Source organism: Janthinobacterium sp. GW821-FHT03A03, assembly GCF_059421435.1.
This window is the reverse complement of the sequence record NZ_JBWKUZ010000001.1, coordinates 1,068,158-1,094,125: the sequence shown is the minus strand read 5'-3', so window position 1 is coordinate 1,094,125 and position 25,968 is coordinate 1,068,158. Positions and strand designations below refer to the sequence as shown.

The window sequence follows — 25,968 nt, the reverse complement described above, 5'->3', positions numbered from 1 at the left end:
CGGGCGCCTAGCGCTTCAGCGCCATGCCGACGGAGGCGGGCGCCGTGTGCCTGAAGCCGAACTGGGCGTACAGGTCCTGCGCCTGGCCGTCGGCGATCAGGCTGACGTAGGCGCTGGGCGGCACTTCGCTGTCGATGAAGCGCATGATTTCGCGCATGATCAGCTTGCCCAGGCCCTTGCCCTGGTGGGCCGGCAGCACGGCGATATCGGCCACCTGGTAAAAACAGCCGCCGTCGCCGATGATGCGGCCCATGCCCACCACCGTGTCGCCCAGCAGCACCTGCACGGCAAACAGCGAGTTCGGCAAGCCTTTGGCCGCCGCCTCCGTGGTTTTCGCGCTCAGGCCGGCGGCAACGCGCAGCTGCTGGTAGGTGGCGATGGCGGGAATGGCCAGGCGGGTGGTGTAGGGCGATGCTGCGGACAAGGCGTTCTCCTGTGCAATATGGATGGAATGGCCATTATAGGCGGCCAGCACGGCTGGAGGCGGCACGCTTTATTCGCCGCGCCCTATGTCGTCCGAGGCGCTTTTGCGCTATGGTGGCGCCATCCCTTGAATTGTTGAAAGCATGCCATGTCCGCAGGATTTACCGCCACCGAATTGTCCGTCATCCATGAAGACGACGCCCTGATCACCACCCTGGCCGCACCAGCCGGCAAAGGCGAGCCAGTCTACCTGATGCTGCAGCGCGCCGACGCATACGACGCGCAGGACGCGGCGCTGGGCATGGACGAACCGTATATTGAATACGGCGGCCAGGAATTTGCCTGGTATGGCCACATGCATGCCGTGATCCTGCATCCGAACCGCCTGTCCGTGCAGATGGATGCCGAGGCGGCCATGCAGATGGATGACGACGGCCAGATCGATGTGCGTTTCAACTTGACGCCCGAGCGCTACGCCCGGCTGCAGCAGGCGCTGCGCGCGACGTTTGAAGGCTGCGACTACTATCGCGAAGAACGTTGATCTGCGCGCACGACGCCGGCCATGGCCTCGTCTATGCTCGATAACTGGTATTGACTGCGGGAGAACACGATGACGGTGCTGATACTCGGTTTGCTGCTGTTTCTGGGCGTGCACTCGGTGCGCATCGTCGCCGACGGCTGGCGCAGCGCCCAGCTGGCGCGCCTCGGCGAAAAGCGCTGGAAGGGCGTCTATTCGCTCGTGGCGTTTGCCGGCCTGGGCCTGATCATCTGGGGCTACGCCCTGGCGCGCCAGCAGCCGCAGGTGCTGTGGACGCCACCCATGGGCTTGCGCCACGCCAGCGGCCTGCTGATGCTGTTCTCGCTGATTTTATTGGCGGCGGCCAATGTGCCGCGCAACCGCATCAAGACCTGGGTCCACCATCCCATGCTGCTGGGCACGCAATTCTGGGCCGTCGCGCACCTGCTGGCCAACGGCAGCGTGGCCGACGTGCTGCTGTTCGGCGGCTTCCTCGTCTGGTCGTCAGTTGATCTGTATTGCGCCGTGCGGCGCGACCGCGCGGCCGGCGTCAGCTACCAGGGCGGCACCGCGCCAGGCACCCTGGCCGCCATAGCCGCGGGCTGTGCGCTGTGGCTGCTGCTGGCGTTCTGGCTGCATGGCGTGCTGTTTGGCGTGCGGCCGTTCGGCTAGACGGATGCGCCAGCTGCGGGGAGTTCCTTGTACGCCGGCAACCCGAGCCTGACATGCAGGCCGTCTTCCGCGCCGTTGCAGCGCCCCGCCAGGATGTCGCGCGCCATCCGGTGCCGGTCCGCTTCCGCCGCGATGATGTGCCGGCCGAATTGGGGCGCTGCGGCACGCAAGCGAGGATCCCGTCGCCAGGCGGCGTCAGCGCAAGGATCAATGCGGCGATTGCCGCTTGCGCACCGGGACGGACAAGCGCGGCAGCCAGATAGTCAAATGTTCATCTTGCATGGTTTTCAACTGGGACATTTTGTCTCAATGTATGGAAATTGTTTTGAAGTAGTATGCATCAGCACATGCAGCAACACCATTCTTGTATGACGGTCGCTGACGTTTTCCCCCCGCTCATCGTATTCGGCCTATTACTTTGCAGAATGCCATGCTTATTCCATGGCTGGATATAATGCAAGATTCAAACAGGATGCCCGTAGGGGATGGTTTGCACGGAAGCTGCTGAGGCAGCGTATTGAGGCAGTGCTCCTCACGATAGATAGTGTCAAGTAATAGACTGGAAATACGCAAAATGATCGATTGGACTCCTATAGTCTTCGTGACATTCAAGGCCTTCGTGCTCGTCACGGGCATGTTCTTCGCCATCAAGTGGCATTACGATCAAGGTAAGAAGGATGAGAACAAGGCGAAGCAGAACCGCGCGGTGCTGCGCGCGAGCGGCAAGGTGGTCGCAATCTTCACGCTGTTGCTGCTGGGCCTGGGGATCGTCACCTTCTTCTTCGTCAAGGTGCTCGGTTTGGAAATCATCTTTCCATGATGGCAAGGAATAGTCGGCCGATCCCGGTCTTGTCGCGCCGCTGAGCGCAGGTGCCGCCGGCTGCCTTGGGCTCCCGGCATTCGAGCAGCGGCCCTGCCCTGACGTGCGGCAACAGCCTGCTTTTGACCGGTTGCCGTCGATGTCAGGCTGTGTTCCTGAGCCGCCGCAGAGGCGCGGCCGGTAGCGTTATGATTGCCGATTGTTTAGTTCTGCTACGAAACGGTCATAGTTTTCCTGAAGCTTCTCGCTATCGTCGTACTTGGCAAAAAAAGCAGTCATCAGCCTGGCGGCGGCGTCATTATCGCTGGTTGGTATGCGGGCAATCCCTAAATCATCGGCCATCCAGTTCTCAATATCCATCGGTGCGGCGCCACTGCGGCATGCTCCATAGATGAATTTGCCGATTTCTTCGTAGTTCATATTGGCCGCATCCTTTTGGTCTGTGTGTCGTGAAATGGCAATGAGGTCGCCCTTTGGCTGACTCGGGACGGTTGGCATTGCCGGACGGCGGCATGTTGCCAAGCCAAACGATGATAAATAATATGTCACAGACGTCATGCCGTGTAGCTGATGCATGGCACAGTTCGGCCGCCGGTACAGATGATGTGTACAACTAGGCCCGCAGAACCCGTCTGTTTGCACCCAGCATGGCCACGAGTGACGCGCTAATTACCTGGCCTCAGGATTGCCTTTGCAAATGGACGTACATATCTTTTCGACGTTGTCCTTGTAATTTTCGACCTCCTGCTTTTCCTCTTTTAGCAATCCTTGAAGTTTATCGTCATCTTGCTCTATGATTTTCTTTTCGCGGATTTTCCTTAATTTCTCGTCAAATGCCGTTTTCCTTGGATTTCCAGCATCCGATTCGACACACCTTTTGGTACATTCCTGCTTCGTCGTCGCTTTCCACTGAGCCGAGGCAGAAAAGGCGAACATGTTCAAAAATAAAAAGAGAGCGAATTTTTTATTCATAATCCAACTTTTTATTTGTAATTTTATTCGGCTCGGCATGAGCATATCGGTCAAATCCAGGCACCAGACGGTTGACTGATGCCTTTTCTTCCCATTATCGGAAAGTTATCGAAGCGGTATCAGACCTATCGAGGATCATACATTAAAGGAAATGCTTTTTTGGGAAAATAGTCCCGTGCAGATACGGCAACTTACCGGGATATTTGTCGCCGCTGGGCGTGCCCTCGTAGAGCACGGCGGACAAACTGGGCGAACAGTGGCATGGCGCACTTCCTGAGGGTATTTTTTTAGAGAAAATCCTAAATCCAGCAAAAAGTACCAACAAAGTTCATGGCTTTGACTGTACGCCGACGGACAAATACGGACAACAAAAAACCCGCCAAGCCTGAAAGCATGCGGGTTTTGATATTTGGTGAGACCGTGTGATACATGATTGTGGTGCCGGGAGCCGGAATCGCTGTCCACGTATTAATGCGGGTTTCCGGCTACTTGGCGTAAATTTGGCGTAACCGAAATTAATTTTTTTCGCGGTACGATTGTGCCCACGCGATCACCTCTTTAGCATTGTACAGGGGCTGTGCACGGCCCTTTGATGTCGGCAGGCGGATGGCTTTGGGAAACGAGGGCAGGCATGCCATCTGTTCACGAACCGTACCTGGTTCGCGTTTTAAGTACGCGGCAATCGTGGCAATGTCCCACAGGTCAACGGCCAGCGGAATCGATGGCGTCATCCGCTGGGCGACAGCATCGGCCAAGCGCTCGATCAGATCAACGTCACTCATGTTTTGCTCCCTGGAGTGCTTGCCGGTTTTAGTGGTGTGTTGAATGTCCATATCGTTTTGTTTCTAAGTAAGTGGTAATGCTGGTGGCGGCTTGGCGAGGTTGTGGCGCCCCGCATTACGGATACCACCAGTACAAGCTGGCCAACGCGCACGCCAGCCATGCGAACGCGACGGCGATACGCAGGCGATAGGCCATAGGTTCAGCGCCGCCTTGGCGCCGTTTTGATGGCGCGCCAAGCGATGCATGCACCACCGCCATGTGCGCCGCGATTGCTTTGCCTTCCCGTTGCTCTGCCTGGTCGGCGAGGTGCCTCTCCAATCCAAGCAGGCGACGACGAAATGCAGCCGCCCTGTTTTGCCATTTTTCTTGCAAGGTTAGGGCTGGCGGTAACGCCGGGGTGTTCGAGCTGTTCTCTTCGATCAGTGCACCGACGATCTCGGCCGGACTAGTGGCCCATTTGAATGCCGGCCGATAGGCGGCAATCTCCTGCAGCAGTTGGTGGCCAATGTTGGCCATGGCTGATACCTGGTGCTCTTCGCTAGCTTTGAAATTGAGTGCACCCGCGTTGACCATCAGCCAGGTGTCGCAGTAAGCGCCGGCTGGAGCGTTTGGCCAGGACAGGCGTTCCTGGACTTCGACTACTTCAATACGTTCATGTGCGGGCGTAGCCGCGATGTTCTCGCTGTTCATTGTGCTTCCTTCGCGGTGGTTGGTGATGCGGATGTTGGCCAAGGCCATGCTGCAGGCTTCGCCGGGATTTTTGATTTGCGTACACGTGGCGCCGGCTTCTCGATTACAGGTTCTGGCTGCTCGACCGCAGCTGCTGCAGGCGGATCGATCACGGCCACTTCTGCGCTTGCGGCCAGGTTGATTTGATTTGCCAGGTCGTCTGCGTCTTCGTCGTCGGATTGCTCCGGCGCCACGTGGGCCGCGCCAGGAGTGCTTGTCTCGCCGGCACGCAGCCAGACTTGACCAGGCGCGTAATGCCAGCCGTGGGTATTTGCAGCCTGTTCAAGGGCATTGATCATCAGCGGGCACTCGGCGAGGATGTATTTGGTGAGATCGTTCAGGCGGCCTGGTGAGTTGGCGATGAAGTCGCTCAGTTGCTGTACCTGGACGTCCTCGAATGGAATCTCGTCCATTTCCAGCTGCAGGCGCACCTGATCGGAATCGATGCCTTCATGCATGGCCATTGCGTGCATGGTGGCCATTTCGTTTGGGAAGTCGTCTTCGTCCCAAACGTTATCCATGATCAGGCAATCGCCGAGCAGCATGTCGACCAACAGCAGCTGCACGTCTGGTAGGCCGGCCTGGTCGATGTACGCATGGATGCTTTCGGTGGTGGACGTGTTGAACGTGTATACGCCAGCGAGGGCCTGGTCTGGCAGTTCGCGCGTCGTGAGCGCCAGCTTTGTGAATTCGCGCAGCGAGGCCAGTGAGAATCCGTTCGCGCCTTTAGCGCGCAGACGTTTGTACAATTCGATGCGGTAGCGCTCGTCCTGTTCGGCCTGCTTTTCGGCAGCGTCCGCTTCCGCGCGCGCCTTGGCTACTTCGGCCTGTTTGGCTGGCGTGTTCGCTGCAGCTTCATTTTTCTCCGCTATGGCGCGCAAATCGGCCATGCGTGCCGCATGAACTTCGGCCGTTTCGCATGCGCCAGCGTCTTCAAGCAATTTTTGGATTGGGGCCTTGTCGTAAAACGGGGTCACTTCGCCGCCGTCGTGCTTTACATACCACGCTGGCTCAGGCAGTAGGCCGCCATCGAGGTAAGTTGCTGCATTGCCTTGATTTTGGGTGGCAGGCGAGTTGCGATCAAACACCCAAAGGGGGGAGTTGGCCATGACAAACAGGCTATAGCGGTCGTAGGTATTCTTGCGATAGATGGTTGCCCCCTCGACGCCTTCATAGACCGGAACGCCAGTTTTACTTGCAGCAGCAATGGTCAGCGTATCGTGTGCCATGCGCTTCTCAGCGTAACAGTCCGGGTCTGTGCAGACGTCTGCACTTTTGATGTCGCTGAATACGTCTGGTTGATTGCCCGTTTTCTTCGGGCATTTGGTACATGCGCCGGCCAGAGGTAGGAGCGTGGCATCGCTGAGTTTGAACAGTGCGCGCGTCAAGTCGACGGTATAGCGCTCTTGAATGTGGCGGAGTGCGGCGCGATAGGGCATAGGCTCGCCAGTGCCTTGATATGACGCGCTAATTTCGGCCAAGGCCTTGATCTGCAGCGCCGGCACGGGTACGCGTGCGATAAGCAGGGCTGTCGAGGCGGACATCGCATCATCGAGGAATTTCTCGCGGACCTCGGTCGTCAGGGCACACAGTTTTAGGCGGCCATAGATGTGGCTGCGCGATTTCTTCAGTTTTTCCACCAGGCGATCAGCGGTGTAGCCGGCATTGAGCATCAGCTCCTGGAACCCTTCGGCTTCTTCCATCGGGTGTGGGTCTTCGCGCTGAAGGTTCTCCAGCAGCTGGATTTCGCGCGCCTGCAGGTCCGTCAGCTTGCGGATCATGGTCGGACCGCGCTGCAGCTCGGCGATGTTGCCGGCGCGCCAGCGGCGCTCGCCTGCGACAATCTCGAAATGCTGAGGCGCGTCAGCGGTTGGCGTGACAGGGCGAATCAGGATGGGCTGGACAATCCCAACTTCCTTGATGTTGGCGGCCAGTTGCTCCAGCGCGGTCTGGTTGAACCGTTTGCGGTTGGTGTAGCTGGGGCGGATGTCGGTCCAGTCGGTGATTGCGAATACTTGGTCGTCGACCAGTTCGTCGGCGACGATGCGTTTCTCGCTGCGGGCCGGGGCTTTCTTCATGCCTCCGATGGTGGGTATTACGAGGTCGCTACTCATGTGCGGCTCCTGGTTGTGGGCGGGTACAGCCCGGTTAGCGTTTAATGAAATCGAAAGGAGTGCTGCGGCCGACGGCCAGCAGCTCATGGCCGTCGGCCAACTGCGCCACCAGGGCGGCCTTGGCCTGGCGTGGAGTCATGGCGCGGCCGTCCGGGTGCGTGAAGCCGCGCAGCTCGTGGAGTGGCCTGGCCAGCACGCTGCGTACGTCGATTGCCAGGTGGACGAGCGGAGTGGTCATGCTGGCACCCGTGGCAGTGGTATGCCCAGCCTGACGCTGACGCCGGTAGGCACGACGATGTTGATTAGCCAGATAGTGTGCTGCGGGTTGGGTTGGGCGGTGGCCATAACGGGCGGATCGATGCGATAGCCGCGAGCCCGCATTACGTCGAGCAGCCGCAGCATGTCGATACTGCGGCCACCGTCGGACGACAGGTCTGTCGGAGCGCAGCGAACGGACTTGGCCAAGTGCTGCAAGCGCGCCAGTGCGGCGGACGCGGCGAGAGCCTGGCTCAAGTGTTTATCGTGTGCCAATGGCTTGGCTGTGGCCTTCATTGCACTGCCTTGAGCGGCCTGGCGGATACCATGCAGGGGCCGAAGCAGTCGATCATGTTCATGATCGCGGATGCAGCGTCTGCAGCGATGGCGGCAATTGGAAGGGCATCGCAAGGCAGCTGGCCGGGCATGCGAACCGTGACGGCAAAGATACTCATTTGACCCATTATTCTTACTCCATCGATGTGGTTGACCGTTGGCGAATATTACTAAATGGTAATGATGTAGTCAACACTAAATGGTGATATTGGGATTTTGTGAGAAATACGTTACAAATTGAGGTCGAAAAAAAAGCCCCGAATGGGGCTTCTTATAGTGCTAATTGGTGATATGCCTGGCTGGGCGATGAACTTAGGGTGCGCGTGAGCTTACACGTAATTGCTGTCTTTTTTGACGACGCGGCCGATTATTAGGCACTCGCGGTCGCGACAAAGTTTTCGTCCGTACTTGGCTTGGTCGCGGTTGTCGGAACTGAGCCACCATTCGCCGATATCTCTCGTCAGTCGCTTAACCACGGCTTCGCCGTCATAGTTGACGGCGAACACGGCTGAGTCGACAGGTTTCGTGTCGGCAGTATTGACTACTACCGTGTCCCCATCGTAGAGAGCGGGCATCATGCTGTCTCCTTTCACTTGGATGGCGATCAGCCGATCTGGATCAAGCCCATGATCTCTAATGAATTCAGGGCTAAGAGCGTACACGCCACCTTCGCGCCGGTCATCCTCAACTTGAAAGCCTGTAATTCCGGCAGACAGTCGTAACTTGACCCTGCGAATGAAAACCATGCTGTTCTCGTCCGGGTCCGCAAGAACAACCCGTTGAAACTTAAGCAGGTTGTCTGGTGGTGACAGTTCCACAAGGCCGTCAAGCCAGCCTGTGGGGAGGCCGCATTTTGCTTCAATCTTTCGGGCCTTTTTTTCGCCGAATGACTTGGTCTTGAGGAGCCCAGAAATCTCACTCTGGCTTTCACCCGTTTTGGCGACGAAGTCCGCTTGAGACTCGTAGTGCTCCTGTATTAGCTGCGCAAGGCGCTCACGTCGGGTGTCTTGAATATTCATCACCAGATTGTCCCCTTGAATTACCTCTTAGTAAATTACCAAAGGGTGTTGACCTTTATCATTACCGTTTGGTAATATTTGGCATGGATAAATTACACCGTTACCTAAACAGCCTCACCAAGCACGACAGGGCCTCATTTTTTGCGCGGGTCGGAACGAGTGAGGGTTACCTGCGTAAAGCGATAAGCATCCAGCAAAAGCTTGGCGAAGGCCTCTGTATCAAGATCGAGCGGGAATCCTCAAGGGCCGTCCGGTGTGAGGATTTGCGAAGCGATGTTGATTGGGCCTACCTCCGGGCTGGACTCCCATCGGCGTCTGGCAGTGATTGATTGCCAAGAATACCGTTTTGCTACTGCAGGCCACAACCACCACTGAGAAGGATATGTTGTGAAAATAAAAAAATCGTACCTTGGCATGATCAAGGCATTTCCTGGCGGTTGGGACGCAATCGCGGCTGCCCTGGGCATGAGCCGCAACGGACTGGAAAACCGCGTTTACGAACGCAAGGGCCAGGGCGTGACGGTCGACACGGCCCTGCAGCTGCAGGCGTTCTCCAGCACTACGCTGTTTGCTGAAGCGGTGGCGGCATCGAGTGGCGGTACCTTCGTTAGGTTGCCAACTGATCTGTCGGATGGCAACGAAGTAATCGCCAAGAAGTTCCGCGAGGTCTATATCCGTTTGGGCCGCTTCGCTGAGCGTTTCGAGGAAGCCATCGCTGGCGATGATGAGATTGATGGGAAGGAACGAGCTGAACTCGATGCCATCATGGCTGGCGTCCATCAATCGCTTTCCGAAATGATGGCGCTGAGCATTCGCGTGTATTGCAAGCCGGATGGCGGCCAGGACGGAGCGGCATGAGTGCCCATTACGGCCCACGCGCCGGAACGCGCCCTGATCTCGCCTTTCGCAAGCTGGCCCAGCTGGGCGGCCGTGCCGGCTTGCATGGTTGGATGAATGCCATTGCCTGGACGCGCCCGATTACAGCCTTCGAGCGTGAGATCGTGAACTCGCTGATGCGCTGCCACGTAGTGCGCCGCGATGCTGGCGATTACGTGGTGACCGAGAAAGGCTGGGATTTTGTTGGCCGCGCGGCTGCAACCAAGGCGGTGCCGCCAGGCCAGATCGCAGGCCAGATCGCAGGGCCACGCTACGTCGGAAAGAAACTCCCGCTGTCTCCCGTGAATATGGTACGCGCGCCGTTGGCACGTCCTGGCTCGTTTGACTATGCAACGATCCCTTCCCGTATGGGTAGCCAGCGCGTGCCGCACGGCCTGGCTATGCTTGGGCTGATGGGAGCGACTGTAAGTGAGTAATGTTGCCCAGGTAGTTGCTCAAATGGCGGACTGTGATATGCCGCCGCTCCCAACGAATCACCCAGTATTAGATGGCAAGTTTCATCGCTTCGGCCCGAGGAAAAAGGGTTGGTACATTCTGCGCGAACTGGTTCTCAAGACCGGCCGCAGGGTCGTCACTGGCGCTTTCGGTTTCCACCAGGGCGACAACAGGAATACCGTACCTGTCACCGTCGACGCCGAGGCGATGACGGAAGACGAGCGCGTTGAATTTTCTACCAAGCTGCGCGAGAACGAACTCCGCGAGGCCGATAAGAAGCAGCGCGAAGCGCAGCTGGCCGCCAACCGTGCGCGCGATCAGTGGATGAAAGCCGCAGGCAACGCCGTGCAACATCCTTACCTGGACCGCAAGCAGGTTGCTGGCGAGGGCGTGCGCGTCGACCGTGCCGGCTCATTGCTGATCCCGCTGCATCGTGCCGGCCAGTTGGTTGGTCTGCAGAAGATCGACCAAGCTGGCGAGAAGCGCTACAACGCCGGCATGGACAAGCCTGGCGCGTACCACATGCTTGGACAGCCGCTTGATGCGATGGTCATTGGCATTGGCGAGGGTTACGCTACGTGTGCGAGTGCGCGTGCCGGCGCCGCCTTGGCCGGCGTCGACCTGCCGGTTGCCGTGGCTTTTGACGCCGGTTCTTTGGCGTCCGTGGCTACCGCTTTGCGCGAGGCGTTCCCGCAGGCGCATCTGCTTTTTCTTGTGGACGATGATGACCAGGTGGTCGAACGTTTCATCGAGCGCTTGCGCGAGGACTACCAGGTACTGGCCGCCGTTCCGATCGATGGCGCTTCGCATGTAGTGCTGGCCGATGACGGCGTCAACGTCGACGTGACCGCCTGGTGGCGCACAGACGCGGCCGGCGTGCCGTACATCGAGGCGGACGTGCGCACTGGCCGCCGGCAACAGCGCTATACGTTCAAGAACGCCGGCCTGGCCAGCTGCTCGGCGCTGTGCCGCAAGATGCAGCGGACGTCGATGGTCATGCCGACGTTTGTCGACAGGGCGGGGCGCAAGCTCACCGATTTCAACGACATGCAGATCGAGGAGGGGCTTGAGGCGGTAGCGGCGCAGATCGGGGTTGCCATCCTTGCTGCGAAGCAGCCTAAATCTGCCGTTCCTGTTCCTCTTGCCGCGCCAGCGGCCAGTTCAATGGTTCCGCCTGCAGCTGCTCCGGTAGCCGGCGGCGTCTCCCCCGTTCCCCCTGCTGCGCAGCAGCCAGATTCTGGTTTTCCCGACGCCGGCGTGATCGCGCCAGTGCTTGACTTCGGGGTGTTGTTCCTGGAAGGCGTGACGGACGAATCCCCCCCTCCCCCTGGTGCGGAGCAGCCAGCCCGCAGGATCGCTGTCGACGCAGAGGCGGACGACAGCGAGGCGCGTCTTGCCGCCACGTTGGAAGCGGGATACGCCGATGGATCGCTGCCTGAGCCTCCTGACGAGGGCGGCTCCGCTTCCGCGCCGGGGGCGGGGGGTGACGGAAAGCAGACTAAGGACAAACCGAAAAAGGTTTACGGCGCCGACCACTGGAACCAGGTCGAGTATGTGCTGAAGAACTTTGTGCTGGTGTATGGCGAGGATCTGGTGTGGGACGTGTCGCAGCGGATGTTGATGAAGATCTCCAGCATGCGCACCATCGTGGCCAACAATGACGTCATGAAGTTTTGGGGCGGCGAGGCGCGGCGCTGGGTGCTGAAGAAGAACATCGTTTTCGATCCGCAGGATGTACCGTCGCCGGCATCGAGCGGCGCCACGGCCACCGTGAACCTGTTCAACGGCTGGGCGATGCAGCCGCGACGCGGCAGCTGCCTGCGCATCCAGACCCTGATTGCGCACCTGTGCGACGGCAATGACGCCCTGGTCGAGTGGGTCGAGCGCTGGCTGGCCTATCCGTTGCGCAATCGCGGCGCCAAGATGGAGACGTCGATCATCATGCACGGCGACGAGGGCAGCGGTAAGAACTTCTTCTTCGAGAAAGTCATCAAGAAAATCTACGGCGAGTACGGCTATGTGATCGGCAATGCGCAGCTGGAGAGCCAGTTCAACGACTGGGCCTCGATGAAGTTGTTCATGGTGGCCGATGAGGTGGTGACGCGCTCGGAGCTGAAGCACATGAAGGGCAAGCTCAAGTACCTGGTGTCGGGCGACATGATCATCATCAACCCGAAGGGGTTGCCTGAGCATGGCGAGGCGAACCACATGAACTTCGTGTTCCTGTCGAACGAGCTGCAGCCGCTGGCCCTGGACAAGACGGACCGGCGCTACCTGGTGATCTGGACGCCGCCGGCATTGTCGCGCGAGTTCTATGTCCAGGTGGCCGAGGAGATCGCCAGCGGCGGCATCGAGGCGTACTACCACTACCTGATGCACGAGCTGGACATGGGCGACTTTGATGAGCACACCAAACCGATCTATACGGACGCTAAGGATGACCTGATCGAGAAGAGCCTGACGCCGGCTGAGCGCTTCTACCGCGACTGGAGCCGTGGTTTCCTGCCTCTGCCGTTCATCACGTGCGGCGCCACCCAGCTATACGACGCCTACAAGGTCTGGTGCGACAAGAGCGGGGAATCGAAGTACATCTCGCAGACCATCTTTTCGCCCACCGTGTTGCGGTACGCCGGCGAGGCGTTGGAAAAGCACCTGATCAAGTATGAGCTGGGATCGGTGGTCAAGCAGCGCAACGTGTTTTTAGCCGGGAAGAAGCCAGAGGGCAAGACGCTTGCAGAGTGGGCGGCAGATGCATCGGGCCTGTTCGAGAAAAGTTTGAGGGCATACCGGAGTCGCAGCGGGGTTGATGCGGCCGATGTTGATGGTTAAGCCATCACATCGCACAAAGCCATCACACCGCAAACCCGCATGGATGCTGGGATGTGATGGGTATGAAGGGTATTACGGGTTCTCGCGCACGCACACATGTGCGCATTGATGGACAAGGCCGTTTGAATGACGATGGTTCGCTGTATTTTTTTTGTCAGAAAGTAGAAAGAAGTAATAACAGTACTCATACCCATCACAAGTAAGTATCCATGCGGGTTAGCGATGTGATGGGTATGTGATGGGTATGAAGGGTTAGCGGAATATGGCCGGTTTTCATCGAAGAACGAAGTGGAGGGCAGGACGATGAATAAGAAGGTGAGCATGCGGGAGCAAATGCCCCAGGTGGCGGCAATCATCGATACGTTCCGCGAGGCATTTGGGGCGGAGGTGGTGGACGCGGCGATACGGCGCGGCATGCGTGGTGGGCAGGGGTTCCACGCTACTGAGAATGGGCATGAGGTGGGCACGCCGGTTTATCGGGGCGTGCCGCTGGATAGGACGCCTGAGCGGTATGTGGGGAGGATGGGTGAAGTGGCATGGCAGGCAGCATTGGATCAGCAAGCGATTGATAACGAGAAAAGGGGCTAGGCGATGGAAGTGAAAGCGGAAGGAGCGGTATTTGAAAACGTGGGGCAAGCGGTGCATGTGTCGTTCCTGATCATGGCCCAGGAGGCAAAGCAGGATGCTCCGTTGCGGGCGGCGCTGATCAAGGCAATGGAGTCGGTGCAATTGAACGGCAGGCAGCGTTGCTGGCTGGAGCAGCTGCGCGGCACGGCGTCGGGGTCAATTAACTTCGGTGGGCTGGATGGCAACGAGGTCCGCGCCCAGTGCGCCCTGGTGCTGCAGGCGGTAAAGCATCGGCTGCCGAAAACGGAAATGTGGGTGCTGCAGGCGAAGTACGGGCAGACGGATTTCGAAGATGTGGATGGCAAGCGCCGTTTTGCTTTCTCTGCCGAGCGCATCGAGGCGATCAAGGGATTGGCGGAGTGGTTCCGGCCAATGTATCCTGACCTGAATCCGTTGGCGATTGACTGCATGCTTGGCCGCCTATTCGCCAATCACAAGCAGCTGGACATCACGGTGCGTGACCTGGCCAAGTCTTTCGGCAGTCATCATATGACGTACCAACGCGCATCGACAAGGATGCATGGCCACTTGCGGGAGCTGGAGCAGATGGCCTTTATCCGGCTGGCGCCAAGCTTTGTCGCTGATGGCGTGGTCGAGGAGTTTTTGCAATAGCTTGACGCGGTTGTTACAGCGGGTGTATATTTCGGTCATTCTCGCAGCAGTAACGCCTAAGGCCCGCATAAGCGGGCTTTTTTGCGTTTAACGAGACGATTTCTCAACAGCGAAAGAGGTGATCTATCTCGATCCGCTCCATAGCGGGGGATACATTCTTTTCTGGTGCTTGCCCATTTCGGTGGGCTTTTTTATTTGTGTTGATGATAGTGCCCCAGGGCGCACGCATCAACCACAAGGCGGGCGCGTTTCTTGTGGGGCGTTTTGTGCAGACGTCTGCACATCATCGCCTCCAAGGCATTTCTAGGCAATTCCATGGCCAGTTCAGCGAAGAGTATTTGCCGTCATGCCGGTTGCGGGGTTTTGATCGCCGCACCAGGTCGCTGCGACAAGCACAAGAAGCAGATGCAAGTGATGGATGCCGCAGCACGTGGCACGGCGCACGAGCGTGGATATACGTCGGCGTGGGTCAAGGCGAGGGCAGGCTACCTGGCCAAGCATCCGCTTTGCCGGCATTGCATGAACGAGGGCCGCGTCGTTGCGGCTGCGGTGGTCGACCACATCATCAACCACAAGCTGAAGGCCGCGATGGATAGTGGTGATGCAGCGGCCATTGCCAAAGCCAAGGCCCTGTTTTGGGACAGCGAAGGCAACTGGCAGCCGCTGTGCAAGACCCACCATGACATCAAGACCGCGACTGAGGACGGTGCGTTCGGACGGTGGAAAAATGTTGTTGTTTAGAAATGTTGCAATGGGGCATCGAAGGGCATCGATATCGTTGCATAAAAGCAACATATTGCACCCAAGAAATGTTGCCTGGGGGCATCAAAAAGTCAAACCCGAAAACGTCAAAGACCGGCCATGTAGTCGAATTTTCGCAAGCGCGTTATTTTAGGAGGGGGGGGTATATGGGACGTAAAGCAAAACCGAGTGCCCTGCGCGCCATCGATGGAAATGCAGGTCGGCGCCCGGTCAACAAAAACGAATTTCGCCCGGTCGCTGAAGCGCCGGATTGCCCGCGCCACTTGAAGGGCGAGGCAAAAAAGGAATGGGTGCGAGTGTGCGCCGAGCTGGCTGCTTACCAGATGGTCTCGGCGATGGACCGTGGCGCGCTGGCGATGCTTTGCACACAGTGGGGCCGCTATGTCGAAGCCGAGGACATGATTGCTGCTGCGGCGAAAAATAACCCAGGAAGTGGCGGCTTTAGTACCGTCACTTCCAATGGCAATACGGTTCATTCGATTGCGCTGATGGCCAGCAACCGTGCTATCGAGCTGTACCACAAGCTCTGTAGCGATTTCGGTCTGACCCCATCGTCGCGGGTCAATCTGGCGCCGGCCACGACCCAGTTGTCGCTGTTCGCGCCAACTATTGTGGGTGCTGAACCGGTGCCCATCGCTGGCGCGGAGATGTCGTCGGTAGATCCCAATGCGCCACCGAACGTGAAGAGCCTGGGGAACTTCAGTAAAAGGTAATTATGGACTTCATCGAGCGCGCACTGCGGTATGCAAAGGCCGTGGTCGAGGGCGATGTAGTTGCAGGTAAGTGGGAAAAGGCGGCGTGCAGGCGCTACCTAGATGACCTGGAGCGGCAAGAAACGGATTGGCCCTATCGGCTAGATCATGTTGAGGGCACCCGGATATGCGAATTTATCGAGCTATTGCCGCACGTCGAGGGGGAGTGGGGAAAGCCGATTTGGGTGGGGCAGGTGAAAACCTACCAGAAGATCAGACTGGAAGATTGGCAGGTATTCATCCTGGTCAACTTGTTCGGCTGGCTGGACAAGGTCTCCGGCCTGCGCCGCTTCCGACGTGCGTACGAAGAGGTCGCCCGCAAGAATGCGAAGTCGACCATGGCGGCCGGCATCGCACTGTACCTGGTTGCTGCGGACGATGAGTCTGGCGCCCAGGTCTACAGCTTCGCGACGAAGAAGGAGCAGGCAAAGATTGTCTGGTCGACCGCTGCGGCAATGATGCAGCGTGAGCCTGACTTTGGCCAGCTGGGCCTGCAGGCCAACAAGTCTTCGATCTACAACACCGAGACAAACAGTAAATTTGAGCCGTTGGCGCGTGGCTTTGACTCGCTCGACGGCCTCAATACACACGGATTTATCGCCGACGAGCTGCATGCGCAGAAAGACCGAGGTCTGTACGACGTGGTCGATTCATCGACTGGGGCGCGCTCGCAGCCGCTGGGCTTTGCGATCACCACGGCCGGTAGCGACCGTGCGGGGGTGTGCTACGAGCAGCGCAGCTATGCGTGCATGATCTTGAATACCACTTTGCATGCGCATGATGGTATGGGCTACAAGGTAACCGGCGAAGTGGCCGTTGACGATACGGTTTTTTGCATCATCTTCACGCTGGACGAAGGCGACGACTGGGCAGACGAAACGGTTTGGCGCAAGGCGAATCCCAACCTGGGTGTATCAGTCAAGCTGGGCGACATGCGCGCCGCCTGCAGCAAAGCACAAAAGATGATGAGCGCGCAGAACGAGTTCCTGACCAAGCGCGTCAACATATGGGTCAATGCCGACAGCGCCTGGATGGACATGAGGGCGTGGGAGGCATGCTACGACCCCGACATGAAGATTGGCCAGTTCATCGGCCAGGAAGTAATCGCGGCACATGACCTGGCCAGCAAGGTGGACATAGCGGCCAAGATGAAGCTGTTCTGGCGCGAAATCGATGGCGTGCAGCATTACTACGCATTTGGCACCTACTGGTTGAACGAGGCGGCCATCGAGGCCGGGACAAACTCCCAATACAAAGGCTGGGCAAGTGCCGGCCATATCGTTTCAACGCCGGGCAACGTTACCGACTTCGGTGTCATCGAAGACGATCTGTTGGCAGACCACGAAATGTTCACGCTGACAGATGCACCCTACGATCCGTTTCAAGCTACGCAGTTCAGCCAGCGCATGGTCGCGGCCAACCTGCCCATGATCGAAGTGGGGGCGACGGTGAAGAATTTCAGCGAGCCGATGAAGTGGCTGGAGGCGCTGGTGCTGGAAGGGCGCTTTCACCATGACGGTGACCCTGTGCTGACCTGGATGGTCAGCAACACGGTCTGCCACCGCGATGCGAAGGAAAACATATTCCCGAACAAGGAACGGTTGGAAAACAAGATCGACGGCGTTGTGGCCCTGATCATGTGCTTGAACCGGGCAATGATCCTTCACCCAGACGAAACTGTACAAATTATTTCCCTCTAAGGCGGCTGAGCATAATGATTAATCCAATACGAGCGCTCGCAGCTATGTGGGCGGGTGGCGCTCCAGGCGCACGAATGGTCGAGCGGGTCGAACCCGTAGGGGGAGCCGTTGAGAATTCCGTTACGGTGACTAGATCGAGTGACCCGCAGATTATTGCGGTGCTGGGAGGTGCCGAGTCGGCCAGTGGATTTGCCGTCACACCGGACTCATCGATGCGCGTGTCAGCGGTATTTGCATCGGTGCGCCTTCTGGCAGGCACGCTTGCCTCTCTTCCGCTGTCGATTTATCGTGAGACCGATGGCAATCGAGAAAGCATTCGGCCCGACTTGTGGTGGTTGCTGAACGAGGAGCCGATTGGTAACTGGACAGCCGCGGCGATGTGGAGCTGGGTCATGCAAAGCCGCATGATGCGTGGCGATGGATATGTGGAAATCGTGCGGGCCGGTGCCGGGGTCCGCGCCTTGCGTCCACTTCATCCCGACCTGGTCAGTGGCCGCAAGGTGGGCGACTACCTGGTGTATAGCGTTACCGGCGAGGATGGCCGTGCATATGCGGTGCATCAGGATGACATGCTGCACTTTACCGGGTTTGGCTTTAATGGCATCCGCAGCATGTCGGCCATCCAGTGGGGGGCCTTCCAGTCCATCGGTATCTCGCTGGCGGCCGATACCTTCTCTGGCAGCTTCTTTGCGAACGGCGCGGCGCCAAAGCACGTGTTGAAGGCGCAGGCCAAGCTGGACGCGGAGCAAATTGAGTTGTTACGCGCTGAATACTTGCGGAAGTACGCAGGGGCACGCAACGCCGGTACGCCGATGGTGCTGCCAAATGGTGTCGACCTCAAAGAAATGAGCATGACGTCCGTCGACGCGCAGCTGCTGGAGTCGCGCAAGTTTCAGATTGTCGATATCGCCCGCGCATTTGGTGTGCCGGCACACATGATTGGCGCCCAGGAGTCCACCAGTTCGTGGGGGTCGGGAGTGCAGGCGCAGACCCTGGGCTTCATCAAGTTTTCCATGCAGGCCCACCTGGACATTGTTCGACAGGAGCTCAATCGCAAGCTGTTCCGGCGTGCCTCGCCATTTGTCGAACACAAGATGGAGTCGCTGATGGCTGGCGATTCCAAGGCCGAGGGCGACTATTTGCGGCAATGCATCGGTGGCTCCCAGGGGCCTGGTTGGATGACGATTGACGAAGTGCGCCGCATCAAAAACTTGCCGCCGGTACCTGGTGGCGACGTTCTGTTCCGGCCGGACAACTTGGCGCTTGCCACCGCTGAACCCCCAACCTAGGATGATGATGAAAAAACTGGTGCAACTGATTCGTAACAATGCTGGACGTGAGCCGGCCAAGATTCGCGCTGAGGGCGACGACGCCACCCTATACCTGTATGACGTGATCGACCCTTACTGGGGGACAGGTGCTGCAGAGTTCAACAAGGCGCTAGCCAGCTTGAGCGGAAAGATGGTGACGCTGCGCGTCAATTCGCCAGGCGGCGATGTGTTCGACGGACGGGCTATGGCGGCGGCGATTGCCCAGCACGGCAACGTGCATGCGGTGATCGAAGGTCTGGCAGCCAGCGCGGCCACCTATGTGACTGCCGCCTGCGCCACGGTGACTATCGCGGCCGGTAGCTTTTACATGATCCACGAAGCCTGGACCATGGCCTATGGGAACAAGGGCGACCTGATTCAGACGGCAGCGCTGCTCGGCAAGATCGATGATTCCATCGTGGCCGACTATGCCATGAAGACAGGCAAGTCCAACGACGAAATCATCGCATGGATGCAGGCCGAGACCTGGTTCACGGCTGAGGAAGCTGTTGCCAACGGTTTTGTCGACTCCATCAGCGAGGTCGCCAAAGTGGAAAACAAGTGGAACCTATCGGCTTACAACAACGCGCCGCAAGTAGAAGATGCCGGTGCGGATGCCCTGCAATGGGAAGCTACCCGCCAGCGCAACATGAACCGCTTGCGTCTGCATGAAATCGGATAACGCGCTCGCGCAATCCTGATACTGGCCGCTCTTGAGCGGCTTTTTTTACGCCCATCATAAGGAAATGAACCAATGAAATCGATTCAAGTATTGCGCGAGCAGCGTCAGGCGCTCGCAAAAGAAGCCCGTAACCAGTTGGCGAACAAAGGCGACCGGGCCTGGACCAAGGATGACCAGATTGCCTTCGATGCGCGTGCCGACCAGATCGAAGCACTGGAAAGCGAGATCACTGCGACCGAGCGGGTCATGCAGATGGAAATCGAAGACCACAACCGCGATGTGGAACAGTTCCGCACCAACCCGGCCGCTCGCGTGGAGAACAACAAGTCGCGCGAGCTGTTTGCCAAACTGCTGCGCGAAGGCCCGCAGAACATGACGCGCGAAGAGCTGACGGAAATTCGCAATACCATGTCGACCGGCACGGGTAACCAGGGCGGCTACACGGTGCAGTCGGATGTCGCCAGACAGTTGATTGAGTCGTTGAAAGCGTATGGCGGCATGCGCGGCCTGGCCGATAGCATCACTACGTCGCAAGGCAATCCGCTGGGCTACCCTTCTTCGGATGGTACGTCGGAAGAGGGTGAATGGGTGCCAGAAAATACGCAAGCGACGAGCGCAGATCCGACGTTCGGCACCGTGGCCCTGAATACCTTCAAGGCCAGCTCCAAAATTATCACCATCCCGATGGAGCTGCTACAGGACAGTTCCATCGACATTATCGCCATGGTCACCAAGCGCATCAATGACCGTATCGGCCGCACGATGAACAAGGGCTTTACCATTGGCTCCGGTACTGGCCAGCCTACCGGCTTTTCGACGGTTGCCGGAGTCGGCAAAATCGGCGCCACGGGCCAGACCGTAGTCACCACCTATGAAGACCTGGTCGACCTGCAGGAATCGATTGACCAGGCGTATCAGGAGGCGGGCACTTGCCGGTTCATGATGCACCAGCAAACTCGCAAGGGCGTGCGCAAGATCAAGGACGGCAGTGGCCGTCCGATCTGGGCCGAGTCGTATGAGGCAGGCATCAAGACCGGCACCCCTGCGCAGTTGCTGGGTTCCGATGTTGCTATCAATAACGACATGGCCACGCCAGCGGCAAACGCCAAAACCATCGCGTTCGGCGATTTCAAGAAGTACATGATCCGCGATGTGCTGGACTTGGTCCTCTTCCGTTTTGAAGACTCGATCTACACCAGCAAGGGTCAGGTTGGCTTCTTGGCCTGGTCGCGCGCGGGTGGCAACCTTCTGGACGCAAACGGCATCAAGCAGTACCAGCAGTCCGCGACCTAAGCGGTTGGCGGGCTGCGGCCCGCCTCTTACCATATCTATAAAGGAACGCATCATGAGTAAAGCGAAGAGTCCTGCTGTTGTCCCGGACAGTGAAGCGACGTTGACGAGCGGCGGCAGCGTTGAGCAAGGCAGCGTTGAGCAAGGCAGCGTTGAGCAAGGCAACGTTGAGCAAGGCAACGTTGGCGGTATCGTGCCCAGCGAACAGACCCTCGTCGATCAAAGTAATACTGGTAATGCCACGCCCGTCGCGCAGACCGTCGTCGACCAGGGCGGTACAAGCGGAGCCTTCATTGACGATCAAGCGGCCCAAACGGCGGCAGTAGAAGTGATCAAGGCGCGCGTCCTGGTCGCCTGCGAGTACGGCGTGCCAAATGACATTGTCGAGCTGGGCGCGACCCTGGTCCAGGGCATGGGTGGCATCGTCGATGCTGCCCCTGCCGCAGTAGCCTACGCTGAATCCACTCAAAAGGCCTAAACATGACCATCCGCTTGCTGTGTGCTTACGCAAAATTTCCGGCAAATGCCATCGTCACACTGGATACTGGTACCGAGGCCGGCCTGGTCGCCAGCAAGATGGCAAGCACCGACACGGCCGGCGGCACAGTCTTCTTCGCTGATGTGGTTGCCCCAGCGCCTGTCCCTGCGTTGGCTGGCGGCCAGCCCGTCGCGCTGAAGCTGGGTGAGCGCACGATTGTCGCGCTGCCAGTGGGCCAAGTCTTGAATGTCAGCGGCGGCGCCGGAACGGCTGGAGTGGTGTATCTCCTTGATCCAGTGCAGGGCGGCACGAACCCGCTGCAGTCTTGGGTAGTCGGCGCCGGCGCGCTGGCGCCCATCGGGCCGTATCCTGATCCGCAGCGGTTCCTGTTGACGTGCGCGAGTGGAACTGTTGACGTGAGCGTAAGTAATGCGGTGCTAGGTGCGCCACGTGTTGTAAAAAATGTAGCTGGACTTGCTGACAGCGCTGGCGTGCTGCTGCCCGCAACGGGGCCGGCCGGAGTACTGAACTTCAATCCCGCCCGAATGCGAAAATGGTGCGCCGCCAAGGCGCGGGTTTTGTCGAAGGCCGGCCGGGGTATCGCTGCTGTGATGGGAGATTCGCGCACCGCGGGATTCGGCGCGACAGGTGCAGCCAATTTTATCGGCGCCCGTGCCAAGAACCGGGCTGCGCAGCTTGCAGCGTTTTTGAATGCGCGCGGCCTGCCCGCTCATACCGACAGTTTCTTTTGTGACGGCAATATCAATTCGGTCGGCGCCACTGTTCCTCAATACGATCCACGCATTGCGATGGGCGCTGGCTGGACAAACAGCGGCGCCTTCAATGTAGTGCAGTGGACGGGTTTTGGCATCGCGTTCTCGAACCTGACCACGCTAAATGCAATGTCGTTCACTCCGGACAACCCGACCGATACGGCGGACGTCTATTACTTGACGCGTCCGGGTTTCGGCTCATTCACTATCAGCGTGGGTGGTAATGTTATTAAAACCATAGATGCCAACGTGGCGCAAAGCATCAAGAAGGAGACCGTGACGTTTCCGCGCGGTGCGAACACCCTCACGTTCACTCCTGTGGCGCTGGGATCAGGTGTGTTCGTTTACGGCTGCGACTGCTACGACTCGACCATGCCAAAGATTTCGGTCTGGACTCTCGGAAATTCGGGCGGCGGAGTGGCCAATCTGATCTACAACACCTATCCCTGGGAGGGCACGCAGCCCTTCAAGCTTGGAGTGATGTCCCCCGACGTCGTGCTTCTCGATATCGGCGTCAACGATGCGAACAATGCGATGGCCTTGGCCACATACTCGCAGCGCCTTAATACCATTGTGGACAACGTGCAGACCGGCGGGAGCAATTGCATTCTCAGCACTTTTTTGCCCGCGAGTCTGGCTTCCTGGCCAAGAGCGGCGCCGCCTCTCGTGCAGCCGTACTGGGATGCAATCACCGGCGCTGCGATGGCAAAGGGTTTACCGCTGATTGACCACGCTTCACGTTTTGGCTCATATGAGCTTTCAAATCCACTTGGTTTGTATGCGGACTCCTTGCACCAAAATGGTGTGGCGATGGCGGATCAGGCCCAGATCGACGGTGCGGTATTGCTAGCGGCATAAGTAAAAATAGGGTTCGGGCGTTTGCGGCGCAGCAAATGGCTATTAATAAAAAGGATATCCATGATTAACACTGAAACCGGCGCTGGCCTGCCCGACGCCGAGTCCTATGCCAGCGTCGCCTTGGTGCACCTGCGGGGGCACAACTTAGGCCTGGCAGCCATGTCGGCGCTGGCCGAGGCCAAATCCTACGCAACACAACCGGAGGCGGCATGAGCAAAATTTGCACTATCCCGCCGGTTTCGCTGCCAGTTCGCATCGAGCAGGCACGAGCCAATATGCGCATCGATGGTGATTACATGGATCAGTTCCTGGAGCTGTGGATGAGAGGAATCACGGCCACCGCCGAGCATGAAATCGGTCAGTGCCTGATGCACCAGACGTGGGAAGTGCGCTTGGACGCCTTCCCTGAAACCATCGATTTGCCGCATCCCGTGCTGAACGTTGTGTCTGTGAAGTACCTTGACGTCGAAGGTATTGAACGGACGCTGGCGCCAGCGGCATGCAAGCTGATAGCCGCACGTTACCAGACCAGCCTCGGGCCCGCTCACGGTACGGCTTGGCCGGCAACCAGACTTGAGCCGCACGCCGTCGTAGTGACGGTTGAATGTGGCTACGGTGACGCGCCGGAGAAAATCCCGCCGAATGTGCAGCTATATCTGCTGGCCAAGCTTGTGGATCAGTTTGACCCGAATACGCGTACTGAAAGAGAATTGGCTCCGTCGCCCTTTATCGCCCGCTTGCTGGACGGCTGTCGGAGTGCCGTATGAGCCTTGCGCTACGGCTGGATAAGCGTGTTCTCATCCAAGTGCATGCCGCGGGCCAGGACGCCGCCGGTCAGCCATTACCTGCTGACTGGTTCAACCTGCTGCCTGATGGGGACGGAAAGGTGTGGGCGGGAATCCGTGACATCAGTGGCCGCGAGTTTGCAGCCGCTGGTGCAACGCAAAATCAAGTGCTATCGACCATTACGATTCGTTACCGTGCAGGCATCGAGGCGAAGATGCGCATCCTGCATGGCGCCCTTGTCTATAACATCGAAGCTGTACTGGGCCAGGATGGCAGGACGCTAGCACTCATGTGCTCGAAAGGAGCCTTGTAAATGCTCACCATCGATGCATCGGCCTTAAGCGGACTGGCGGAAAAGGTTAAGGCCTATAGTGAACGGGTACAGACTGAGGTGGCATTTGCTGGTGCCGCTGCTATGGCCACCGTGATTTACCAGGGGGCGCGCGGCAACGCCGAACGAAACCGCAAAAGTGGCCTGCTGCTGAGCGCCATCTACCGTGTTTATGCGGAAGACGACTCCAGTGCGACCCTGAAAACCTATCATGTCAGCTGGAACAAGAAGAAGGCGCCGCACGGTTATCAGATCGAGTTCGGCAATTCCCGTTCTCCGGCATTCCCGTTCTTGCGGCCGGCCATGGCATTTGCAGGCGATGCAATTGTTGCTGGAAATGATCGCATGGCGGAACGGCTTATCGAGACAAAGGGGCGCCCGTGATCGTAGAAACTCAAGTATTCCAAGCGCTGCGGCGGCTCGTAGGCGACCGCGTATTTCCTGACGTGGCGCCGGCCGGCAGTCCGCGCCCCTATATTGTTTATCAACAAGTAGGCGGCGCTGCGTTGAATTTTCTTGATAGTACGACCCCATCAAAGCGCAATAGCTGGATGCAAGTCTGTGTCTGGGCGGATGCGCGCATCGAGGCTGCCGGCCTGATCGCGCAGGTGGAACTGGCATTGCGGGGCGCGGCTGGCTTGCAGGTTGTCGTGCAGGGTGCGCCGGTATCCACATTAGACGATGTGACGCAGCTGCGCGGCGCCCGTCAAGATTTCTCGATCTGGCTTTAACTCGAAGCTCCCTTTTTACTTGGCCCTTCGTGGGCATTACCTGCCGCTACATGCGGTTTTTTTTTCGTCCATTGAAAGGAAATATCATGGCTGTATCACTGCCAAATGGCAGCACGTTTTCGCTGGGGCTGTCGTATGGTGCCCCTATCGTCGTAACGGCGATCTCCAATGCCAAGCCCGCCGTTTGCTCGGCCCTCGCACATGGCCTGCAGGACGGTGACCTTGTGGAGGTAACGTCGAGCTGGTCCAAGTTGAACAACCGCATTTTCCGCGTCAGCGCGTCGACGGCCGGCGCTTTCGCGCTGGAAGGCACCGATACCACGAAAACTAGCATGTTCCGCCCAGGTGGCGGGCGCGTTACGGTGCGTGAGATCGAAACGCAGGAGCAAATTATCCAGGTGCTGGAAAACACGTCTAGCGGCGGCGAAATGGGCTTCACCGAAGTGTCTTTCCTCGAAGACGATTTTTCCAGTCAGCTGCCCACCCAGGCCAGCGCGCAGTCGCTTGCATTGAAAATTGCAGACGATCCCACTTTGCCCGGCTACATGGCCATCAAGGCGGCTGCCGAGTCCCGATCGCCGCGCGCCCTGATTACTACGTTGCCTAACAACTCTGTGATTCTTTACAACGCGATTGTCTCGTTGAACGAGACGCCGACGTTTACAAAGAACGAAGTAATGGCAGTGACAGCGACCTTCTCGCTGAAGACGCCACCAGTGCGCTACGCGGCGTAGTAGCCACGCCACATCCGTTTCCCTTGCCCGCCTGCCCTGGCGGGTTTTAGCCCGCTTGGTCGCACCTTGTCGGGTCTTTTTACATTTTGAGAGAAGAAAATGGCAAAGCAAAAATTTAATCTGACTGCTGCACCGACCTTTAAAGCAGATGTTTCCATCACAGTTCCGGGCGGGAAAAGCGTGAACGTCGAGTTCACGTTCAAACACCGCTCCAAGGAACAGTTCCGCGAATTTGTCGAAGGTCTGACTGGTCGCGACGACATCGAAGTCATCAAAGATGTCGCCAGCGGCTGGGAGCTGGAGGAGCCATTCGACGCGGAGAACATTGAAAAGATGGCAGAAAATTATATCGGTTCTGCCCACGCCATCATGGAGACGTACATGCGCGAATTGTCGGGCGCTCGCGCAAAAAACTAAAGGCCGTCGCCACGGCGCTTTACGAGCGCGGCCCGGATGAAAAGGAATTGGCCGCGTTTGGTATGACGCTCGATGACGTGGCGACGGGTCCCATCGATGTCTGGCCAGAGAACGTCCAGGCATTTCACCTGTTCGGCTTCTTGTCCACGCAGTGGAGGACATCGATGAACGGGCCCACCGGCCTGGATTATGGCGTTCTGTTCCACAAGATGGATCGTTTGAACCTGGGTGCTGAAGAGTATGCGGAGCTGGAGCTACAAATCCAGATCATGGAGGAGGCGGCCCTGGCCTGCATACACGCGCCGAAATAATGCCTCGCAACGC

Annotated in this window: 33 protein-coding genes and 1 pseudogene; 24 read left to right on the top strand and 10 right to left on the bottom strand. The window is 58.2% G+C overall.

What is annotated here, in order from left to right; all coding sequences use genetic code 11:
- Nucleotides 1–7: 7 nt before the first annotated feature.
- Entirely contained in the window at nucleotides 8–424 is a 417-nt protein-coding gene (locus AC07VI_RS04995; RefSeq protein WP_099419401.1) for a GNAT family N-acetyltransferase, read from the bottom strand.
- Between the two features lie 147 nt (nucleotides 425–571).
- On the opposite strand from AC07VI_RS04995, the gene AC07VI_RS04990 reads away from it, so the two are divergent.
- Both AC07VI_RS04990 and AC07VI_RS04985 read left to right on the top strand, forming a co-directional pair.
- Nucleotides 572–964: an Imm10 family immunity protein gene (locus AC07VI_RS04990; protein WP_492995975.1), complete on the top strand. Its 393-nt coding sequence runs from the start codon at nucleotides 572–574 to the stop codon at nucleotides 962–964.
- Nucleotides 965–1,033: 69 nt separating this feature from the next.
- Nucleotides 1,034–1,612, top strand: a complete 579-nt coding sequence (locus AC07VI_RS04985; protein ID WP_086143614.1) for an NnrU family protein — start codon at nucleotides 1,034–1,036, stop codon at nucleotides 1,610–1,612.
- Nucleotides 1,613–1,689: 77 nt separating this feature from the next.
- On the opposite strand, the pseudogene AC07VI_RS04980 reads toward AC07VI_RS04985, so the two are convergent.
- Nucleotides 1,690–1,868 (bottom strand): annotated as a pseudogene (locus AC07VI_RS04980) (PLP-dependent aminotransferase family protein); the annotation flags it as partial.
- A gap of 318 nt (nucleotides 1,869–2,186) precedes the next feature.
- Here AC07VI_RS04980 and AC07VI_RS04975 point away from each other — a divergent pair.
- Nucleotides 2,187–2,432, top strand: a complete 246-nt coding sequence (locus AC07VI_RS04975; RefSeq protein WP_086143615.1) for a hypothetical protein — start codon at nucleotides 2,187–2,189, stop codon at nucleotides 2,430–2,432.
- Between the two features lie 186 nt (nucleotides 2,433–2,618).
- On the opposite strand, the gene AC07VI_RS04970 is transcribed toward AC07VI_RS04975, so the two are convergent.
- The 8 genes from AC07VI_RS04970 to AC07VI_RS04935 form a co-directional block, all read right to left on the bottom strand.
- A complete protein-coding gene (locus AC07VI_RS04970) occupies nucleotides 2,619–2,852 on the bottom strand; it encodes a hypothetical protein (protein WP_086143616.1) in 234 nt (77 codons plus the stop codon).
- A 249-nt stretch (nucleotides 2,853–3,101) separates the two neighbouring features.
- Nucleotides 3,102–3,404 (bottom strand): hypothetical protein, encoded by a 303-nt coding sequence (locus tag AC07VI_RS04965; protein WP_492995972.1) that lies wholly within the window; start codon nucleotides 3,402–3,404, stop codon nucleotides 3,102–3,104.
- 515 nt (nucleotides 3,405–3,919) lie between these two features.
- Entirely contained in the window at nucleotides 3,920–4,237 is a 318-nt protein-coding gene (locus tag AC07VI_RS04960; protein WP_494808776.1) for a hypothetical protein, read from the bottom strand.
- 64 nt (nucleotides 4,238–4,301) lie between these two features.
- Nucleotides 4,302–4,877, bottom strand: coding sequence for a hypothetical protein (locus tag AC07VI_RS04955; RefSeq protein ID WP_492995970.1), 576 nt, complete (start codon nucleotides 4,875–4,877; stop codon nucleotides 4,302–4,304).
- Nucleotides 4,874–7,030: a ParB/RepB/Spo0J family partition protein gene (locus AC07VI_RS04950; protein WP_492995968.1), complete on the bottom strand. Its 2,157-nt coding sequence runs from the start codon at nucleotides 7,028–7,030 to the stop codon at nucleotides 4,874–4,876. The genes AC07VI_RS04955 and AC07VI_RS04950 overlap by 4 nt, the downstream gene beginning before the upstream one ends.
- Before the next feature lie 34 nt (nucleotides 7,031–7,064).
- Nucleotides 7,065–7,268 carry a hypothetical protein gene (locus AC07VI_RS04945; protein ID WP_492995967.1) on the bottom strand — a complete coding sequence of 68 codons (204 nt, stop codon included), beginning with the start codon at nucleotides 7,266–7,268 and terminating at the stop codon, nucleotides 7,065–7,067.
- Nucleotides 7,265–7,582, bottom strand: coding sequence for a hypothetical protein (locus AC07VI_RS04940; protein WP_492995965.1), 318 nt, complete (start codon nucleotides 7,580–7,582; stop codon nucleotides 7,265–7,267). Before AC07VI_RS04940 ends, AC07VI_RS04945 begins: the two co-directional genes overlap by 4 nt.
- A 368-nt stretch (nucleotides 7,583–7,950) precedes the next feature.
- Nucleotides 7,951–8,640, bottom strand: coding sequence for a LexA family transcriptional regulator (locus tag AC07VI_RS04935; RefSeq protein ID WP_492995963.1), 690 nt, complete (start codon nucleotides 8,638–8,640; stop codon nucleotides 7,951–7,953).
- Between the two features lie 387 nt (nucleotides 8,641–9,027).
- Here AC07VI_RS04935 and AC07VI_RS04930 point away from each other — a divergent pair, with 387 nt between their 5' ends.
- From AC07VI_RS04930 to AC07VI_RS04830, 21 genes are all read left to right on the top strand, one after another.
- A complete protein-coding gene (locus AC07VI_RS04930; protein WP_492995961.1) occupies nucleotides 9,028–9,498 on the top strand; it encodes a YmfL family putative regulatory protein in 471 nt (156 codons plus the stop codon).
- Nucleotides 9,495–9,953, top strand: coding sequence for a hypothetical protein (locus tag AC07VI_RS04925; protein ID WP_492995959.1), 459 nt, complete (start codon nucleotides 9,495–9,497; stop codon nucleotides 9,951–9,953). The genes AC07VI_RS04930 and AC07VI_RS04925 overlap by 4 nt, the downstream gene beginning before the upstream one ends.
- Before the next feature lie 37 nt (nucleotides 9,954–9,990).
- Nucleotides 9,991–12,801 carry a DUF5906 domain-containing protein gene (locus tag AC07VI_RS04920; protein WP_492995957.1) on the top strand — a complete coding sequence of 937 codons (2,811 nt, stop codon included), beginning with the start codon at nucleotides 9,991–9,993 and terminating at the stop codon, nucleotides 12,799–12,801.
- 303 nt (nucleotides 12,802–13,104) lie between these two features.
- Nucleotides 13,105–13,389, top strand: a complete 285-nt coding sequence (locus tag AC07VI_RS04915; protein WP_492995955.1) for a hypothetical protein — start codon at nucleotides 13,105–13,107, stop codon at nucleotides 13,387–13,389.
- 3 nt (nucleotides 13,390–13,392) lie between these two features.
- The gene (locus AC07VI_RS04910) at nucleotides 13,393–14,040 is read left to right on the top strand and encodes a hypothetical protein (protein ID WP_492995953.1); all 648 of its coding nucleotides are present in this window, start codon (nucleotides 13,393–13,395) and stop codon (nucleotides 14,038–14,040) included.
- A gap of 315 nt (nucleotides 14,041–14,355) precedes the next feature.
- Nucleotides 14,356–14,781, top strand: coding sequence for an HNH endonuclease signature motif containing protein (locus AC07VI_RS04905; RefSeq protein ID WP_492995951.1), 426 nt, complete (start codon nucleotides 14,356–14,358; stop codon nucleotides 14,779–14,781).
- Nucleotides 14,782–14,948: 167 nt separating this feature from the next.
- Nucleotides 14,949–15,515, top strand: a complete 567-nt coding sequence (locus AC07VI_RS04900; RefSeq protein ID WP_492995949.1) for a phage terminase small subunit P27 family — start codon at nucleotides 14,949–14,951, stop codon at nucleotides 15,513–15,515.
- Between the two features lie 2 nt (nucleotides 15,516–15,517).
- On the top strand, nucleotides 15,518–17,254 hold the full coding sequence (locus AC07VI_RS04895; RefSeq protein WP_492995947.1) for a terminase large subunit: 1,737 nt from the start codon (nucleotides 15,518–15,520) through the stop codon (nucleotides 17,252–17,254).
- Nucleotides 17,255–17,328: 74 nt separating this feature from the next.
- Nucleotides 17,329–18,543: a phage portal protein gene (locus AC07VI_RS04890; RefSeq protein WP_492995945.1), complete on the top strand. Its 1,215-nt coding sequence runs from the start codon at nucleotides 17,329–17,331 to the stop codon at nucleotides 18,541–18,543.
- Nucleotides 18,544–18,550: 7 nt separating this feature from the next.
- A complete protein-coding gene (locus AC07VI_RS04885) occupies nucleotides 18,551–19,246 on the top strand; it encodes a head maturation protease, ClpP-related (protein ID WP_492995943.1) in 696 nt (231 codons plus the stop codon).
- A gap of 72 nt (nucleotides 19,247–19,318) precedes the next feature.
- Nucleotides 19,319–20,539 (top strand): phage major capsid protein, encoded by a 1,221-nt coding sequence (locus AC07VI_RS04880; RefSeq protein WP_492995941.1) that lies wholly within the window; start codon nucleotides 19,319–19,321, stop codon nucleotides 20,537–20,539.
- 52 nt (nucleotides 20,540–20,591) lie between these two features.
- Complete coding sequence (locus AC07VI_RS04875) at nucleotides 20,592–21,014, top strand: hypothetical protein (RefSeq protein WP_492995939.1); 423 nt, start codon at nucleotides 20,592–20,594, stop codon at nucleotides 21,012–21,014.
- A 2-nt stretch (nucleotides 21,015–21,016) separates the two neighbouring features.
- Nucleotides 21,017–22,645: an SGNH/GDSL hydrolase family protein gene (locus AC07VI_RS04870; RefSeq protein ID WP_492995937.1), complete on the top strand. Its 1,629-nt coding sequence runs from the start codon at nucleotides 21,017–21,019 to the stop codon at nucleotides 22,643–22,645.
- A gap of 60 nt (nucleotides 22,646–22,705) precedes the next feature.
- Nucleotides 22,706–22,858 carry a hypothetical protein gene (locus AC07VI_RS04865; RefSeq protein ID WP_492995935.1) on the top strand — a complete coding sequence of 51 codons (153 nt, stop codon included), beginning with the start codon at nucleotides 22,706–22,708 and terminating at the stop codon, nucleotides 22,856–22,858.
- Nucleotides 22,855–23,412 carry a head-tail connector protein gene (locus tag AC07VI_RS04860; protein ID WP_492995933.1) on the top strand — a complete coding sequence of 186 codons (558 nt, stop codon included), beginning with the start codon at nucleotides 22,855–22,857 and terminating at the stop codon, nucleotides 23,410–23,412. Before AC07VI_RS04865 ends, AC07VI_RS04860 begins: the two co-directional genes overlap by 4 nt.
- Entirely contained in the window at nucleotides 23,409–23,744 is a 336-nt protein-coding gene (locus AC07VI_RS04855) for a phage head closure protein (RefSeq protein WP_492995931.1), read from the top strand. Before AC07VI_RS04860 ends, AC07VI_RS04855 begins: the two co-directional genes overlap by 4 nt.
- The gene (locus AC07VI_RS04850; RefSeq protein ID WP_492995929.1) at nucleotides 23,745–24,146 is read left to right on the top strand and encodes a hypothetical protein; all 402 of its coding nucleotides are present in this window, start codon (nucleotides 23,745–23,747) and stop codon (nucleotides 24,144–24,146) included.
- A complete protein-coding gene (gene gp17, locus AC07VI_RS04845; RefSeq protein WP_492995927.1) occupies nucleotides 24,143–24,493 on the top strand; it encodes a tail completion protein gp17 in 351 nt (116 codons plus the stop codon). Before AC07VI_RS04850 ends, gp17 begins: the two co-directional genes overlap by 4 nt.
- A gap of 86 nt (nucleotides 24,494–24,579) precedes the next feature.
- Entirely contained in the window at nucleotides 24,580–25,227 is a 648-nt protein-coding gene (locus tag AC07VI_RS04840) for a phage tail protein (protein ID WP_492995925.1), read from the top strand.
- 99 nt (nucleotides 25,228–25,326) lie between these two features.
- Entirely contained in the window at nucleotides 25,327–25,644 is a 318-nt protein-coding gene (locus AC07VI_RS04835) for a phage tail assembly chaperone (RefSeq protein WP_492995923.1), read from the top strand.
- A gap of 62 nt (nucleotides 25,645–25,706) precedes the next feature.
- A complete protein-coding gene (locus AC07VI_RS04830; protein ID WP_492995921.1) occupies nucleotides 25,707–25,955 on the top strand; it encodes a DUF1799 domain-containing protein in 249 nt (82 codons plus the stop codon).
- The last annotated feature ends 13 nt before the right edge of the window (nucleotides 25,956–25,968 follow it).

Excerpts from the sequence above, each read along its gene's own strand:
- AC07VI_RS04855 (WP_492995931.1), top strand. The coding sequence starts at position 23,409 with ATGAGCCTTGCGCTACGGCTGGATAAGCGTGTTCTCATCCAAGTGCAT.
- AC07VI_RS04870 (WP_492995937.1), top strand. The coding sequence starts at position 21,017 with ATGACCATCCGCTTGCTGTGTGCTTACGCAAAATTTCCGGCAAATGCC.
- AC07VI_RS04890 (WP_492995945.1), top strand. The coding sequence starts at position 17,329 with ATGGTCGAGCGGGTCGAACCCGTAGGGGGAGCCGTTGAGAATTCCGTT.
- AC07VI_RS04895 (WP_492995947.1), top strand. The coding sequence starts at position 15,518 with ATGGACTTCATCGAGCGCGCACTGCGGTATGCAAAGGCCGTGGTCGAG.
- AC07VI_RS04865 (WP_492995935.1), top strand. The coding sequence starts at position 22,706 with ATGATTAACACTGAAACCGGCGCTGGCCTGCCCGACGCCGAGTCCTAT.
- AC07VI_RS04990 (WP_492995975.1), top strand. The coding sequence starts at position 572 with ATGTCCGCAGGATTTACCGCCACCGAATTGTCCGTCATCCATGAAGAC.
- AC07VI_RS04830 (WP_492995921.1), top strand. The coding sequence starts at position 25,707 with ATGACGCTCGATGACGTGGCGACGGGTCCCATCGATGTCTGGCCAGAG.
- AC07VI_RS04950 (WP_492995968.1), bottom strand. The coding sequence starts at position 7,030 with ATGAGTAGCGACCTCGTAATACCCACCATCGGAGGCATGAAGAAAGCC.
- AC07VI_RS04850 (WP_492995929.1), top strand. The coding sequence starts at position 23,745 with ATGCTCACCATCGATGCATCGGCCTTAAGCGGACTGGCGGAAAAGGTT.
- AC07VI_RS04985 (WP_086143614.1), top strand. The coding sequence starts at position 1,034 with ATGACGGTGCTGATACTCGGTTTGCTGCTGTTTCTGGGCGTGCACTCG.
- AC07VI_RS04925 (WP_492995959.1), top strand. The coding sequence starts at position 9,495 with ATGAGTGCCCATTACGGCCCACGCGCCGGAACGCGCCCTGATCTCGCC.
- AC07VI_RS04935 (WP_492995963.1), bottom strand. The coding sequence starts at position 8,640 with ATGAATATTCAAGACACCCGACGTGAGCGCCTTGCGCAGCTAATACAG.
- AC07VI_RS04875 (WP_492995939.1), top strand. The coding sequence starts at position 20,592 with ATGAGTAAAGCGAAGAGTCCTGCTGTTGTCCCGGACAGTGAAGCGACG.
- AC07VI_RS04880 (WP_492995941.1), top strand. The coding sequence starts at position 19,319 with ATGAAATCGATTCAAGTATTGCGCGAGCAGCGTCAGGCGCTCGCAAAA.
- AC07VI_RS04910 (WP_492995953.1), top strand. The coding sequence starts at position 13,393 with ATGGAAGTGAAAGCGGAAGGAGCGGTATTTGAAAACGTGGGGCAAGCG.
- AC07VI_RS04945 (WP_492995967.1), bottom strand. The coding sequence starts at position 7,268 with ATGACCACTCCGCTCGTCCACCTGGCAATCGACGTACGCAGCGTGCTG.
- AC07VI_RS04965 (WP_492995972.1), bottom strand. The coding sequence starts at position 3,404 with ATGAATAAAAAATTCGCTCTCTTTTTATTTTTGAACATGTTCGCCTTT.
- AC07VI_RS04860 (WP_492995933.1), top strand. The coding sequence starts at position 22,855 with ATGAGCAAAATTTGCACTATCCCGCCGGTTTCGCTGCCAGTTCGCATC.
- AC07VI_RS04905 (WP_492995951.1), top strand. The coding sequence starts at position 14,356 with ATGGCCAGTTCAGCGAAGAGTATTTGCCGTCATGCCGGTTGCGGGGTT.
- AC07VI_RS04915 (WP_492995955.1), top strand. The coding sequence starts at position 13,105 with ATGAATAAGAAGGTGAGCATGCGGGAGCAAATGCCCCAGGTGGCGGCA.
- AC07VI_RS04920 (WP_492995957.1), top strand. The coding sequence starts at position 9,991 with ATGCCGCCGCTCCCAACGAATCACCCAGTATTAGATGGCAAGTTTCAT.
- AC07VI_RS04960 (WP_494808776.1), bottom strand. The coding sequence starts at position 4,237 with ATGGACATTCAACACACCACTAAAACCGGCAAGCACTCCAGGGAGCAA.
- AC07VI_RS04900 (WP_492995949.1), top strand. The coding sequence starts at position 14,949 with ATGGGACGTAAAGCAAAACCGAGTGCCCTGCGCGCCATCGATGGAAAT.
- AC07VI_RS04955 (WP_492995970.1), bottom strand. The coding sequence starts at position 4,877 with ATGAACAGCGAGAACATCGCGGCTACGCCCGCACATGAACGTATTGAA.
- AC07VI_RS04835 (WP_492995923.1), top strand. The coding sequence starts at position 25,327 with ATGGCAAAGCAAAAATTTAATCTGACTGCTGCACCGACCTTTAAAGCA.
- AC07VI_RS04840 (WP_492995925.1), top strand. The coding sequence starts at position 24,580 with ATGGCTGTATCACTGCCAAATGGCAGCACGTTTTCGCTGGGGCTGTCG.
- AC07VI_RS04940 (WP_492995965.1), bottom strand. The coding sequence starts at position 7,582 with ATGAAGGCCACAGCCAAGCCATTGGCACACGATAAACACTTGAGCCAG.
- AC07VI_RS04975 (WP_086143615.1), top strand. The coding sequence starts at position 2,187 with ATGATCGATTGGACTCCTATAGTCTTCGTGACATTCAAGGCCTTCGTG.
- AC07VI_RS04885 (WP_492995943.1), top strand. The coding sequence starts at position 18,551 with ATGAAAAAACTGGTGCAACTGATTCGTAACAATGCTGGACGTGAGCCG.
- AC07VI_RS04970 (WP_086143616.1), bottom strand. The coding sequence starts at position 2,852 with ATGAACTACGAAGAAATCGGCAAATTCATCTATGGAGCATGCCGCAGT.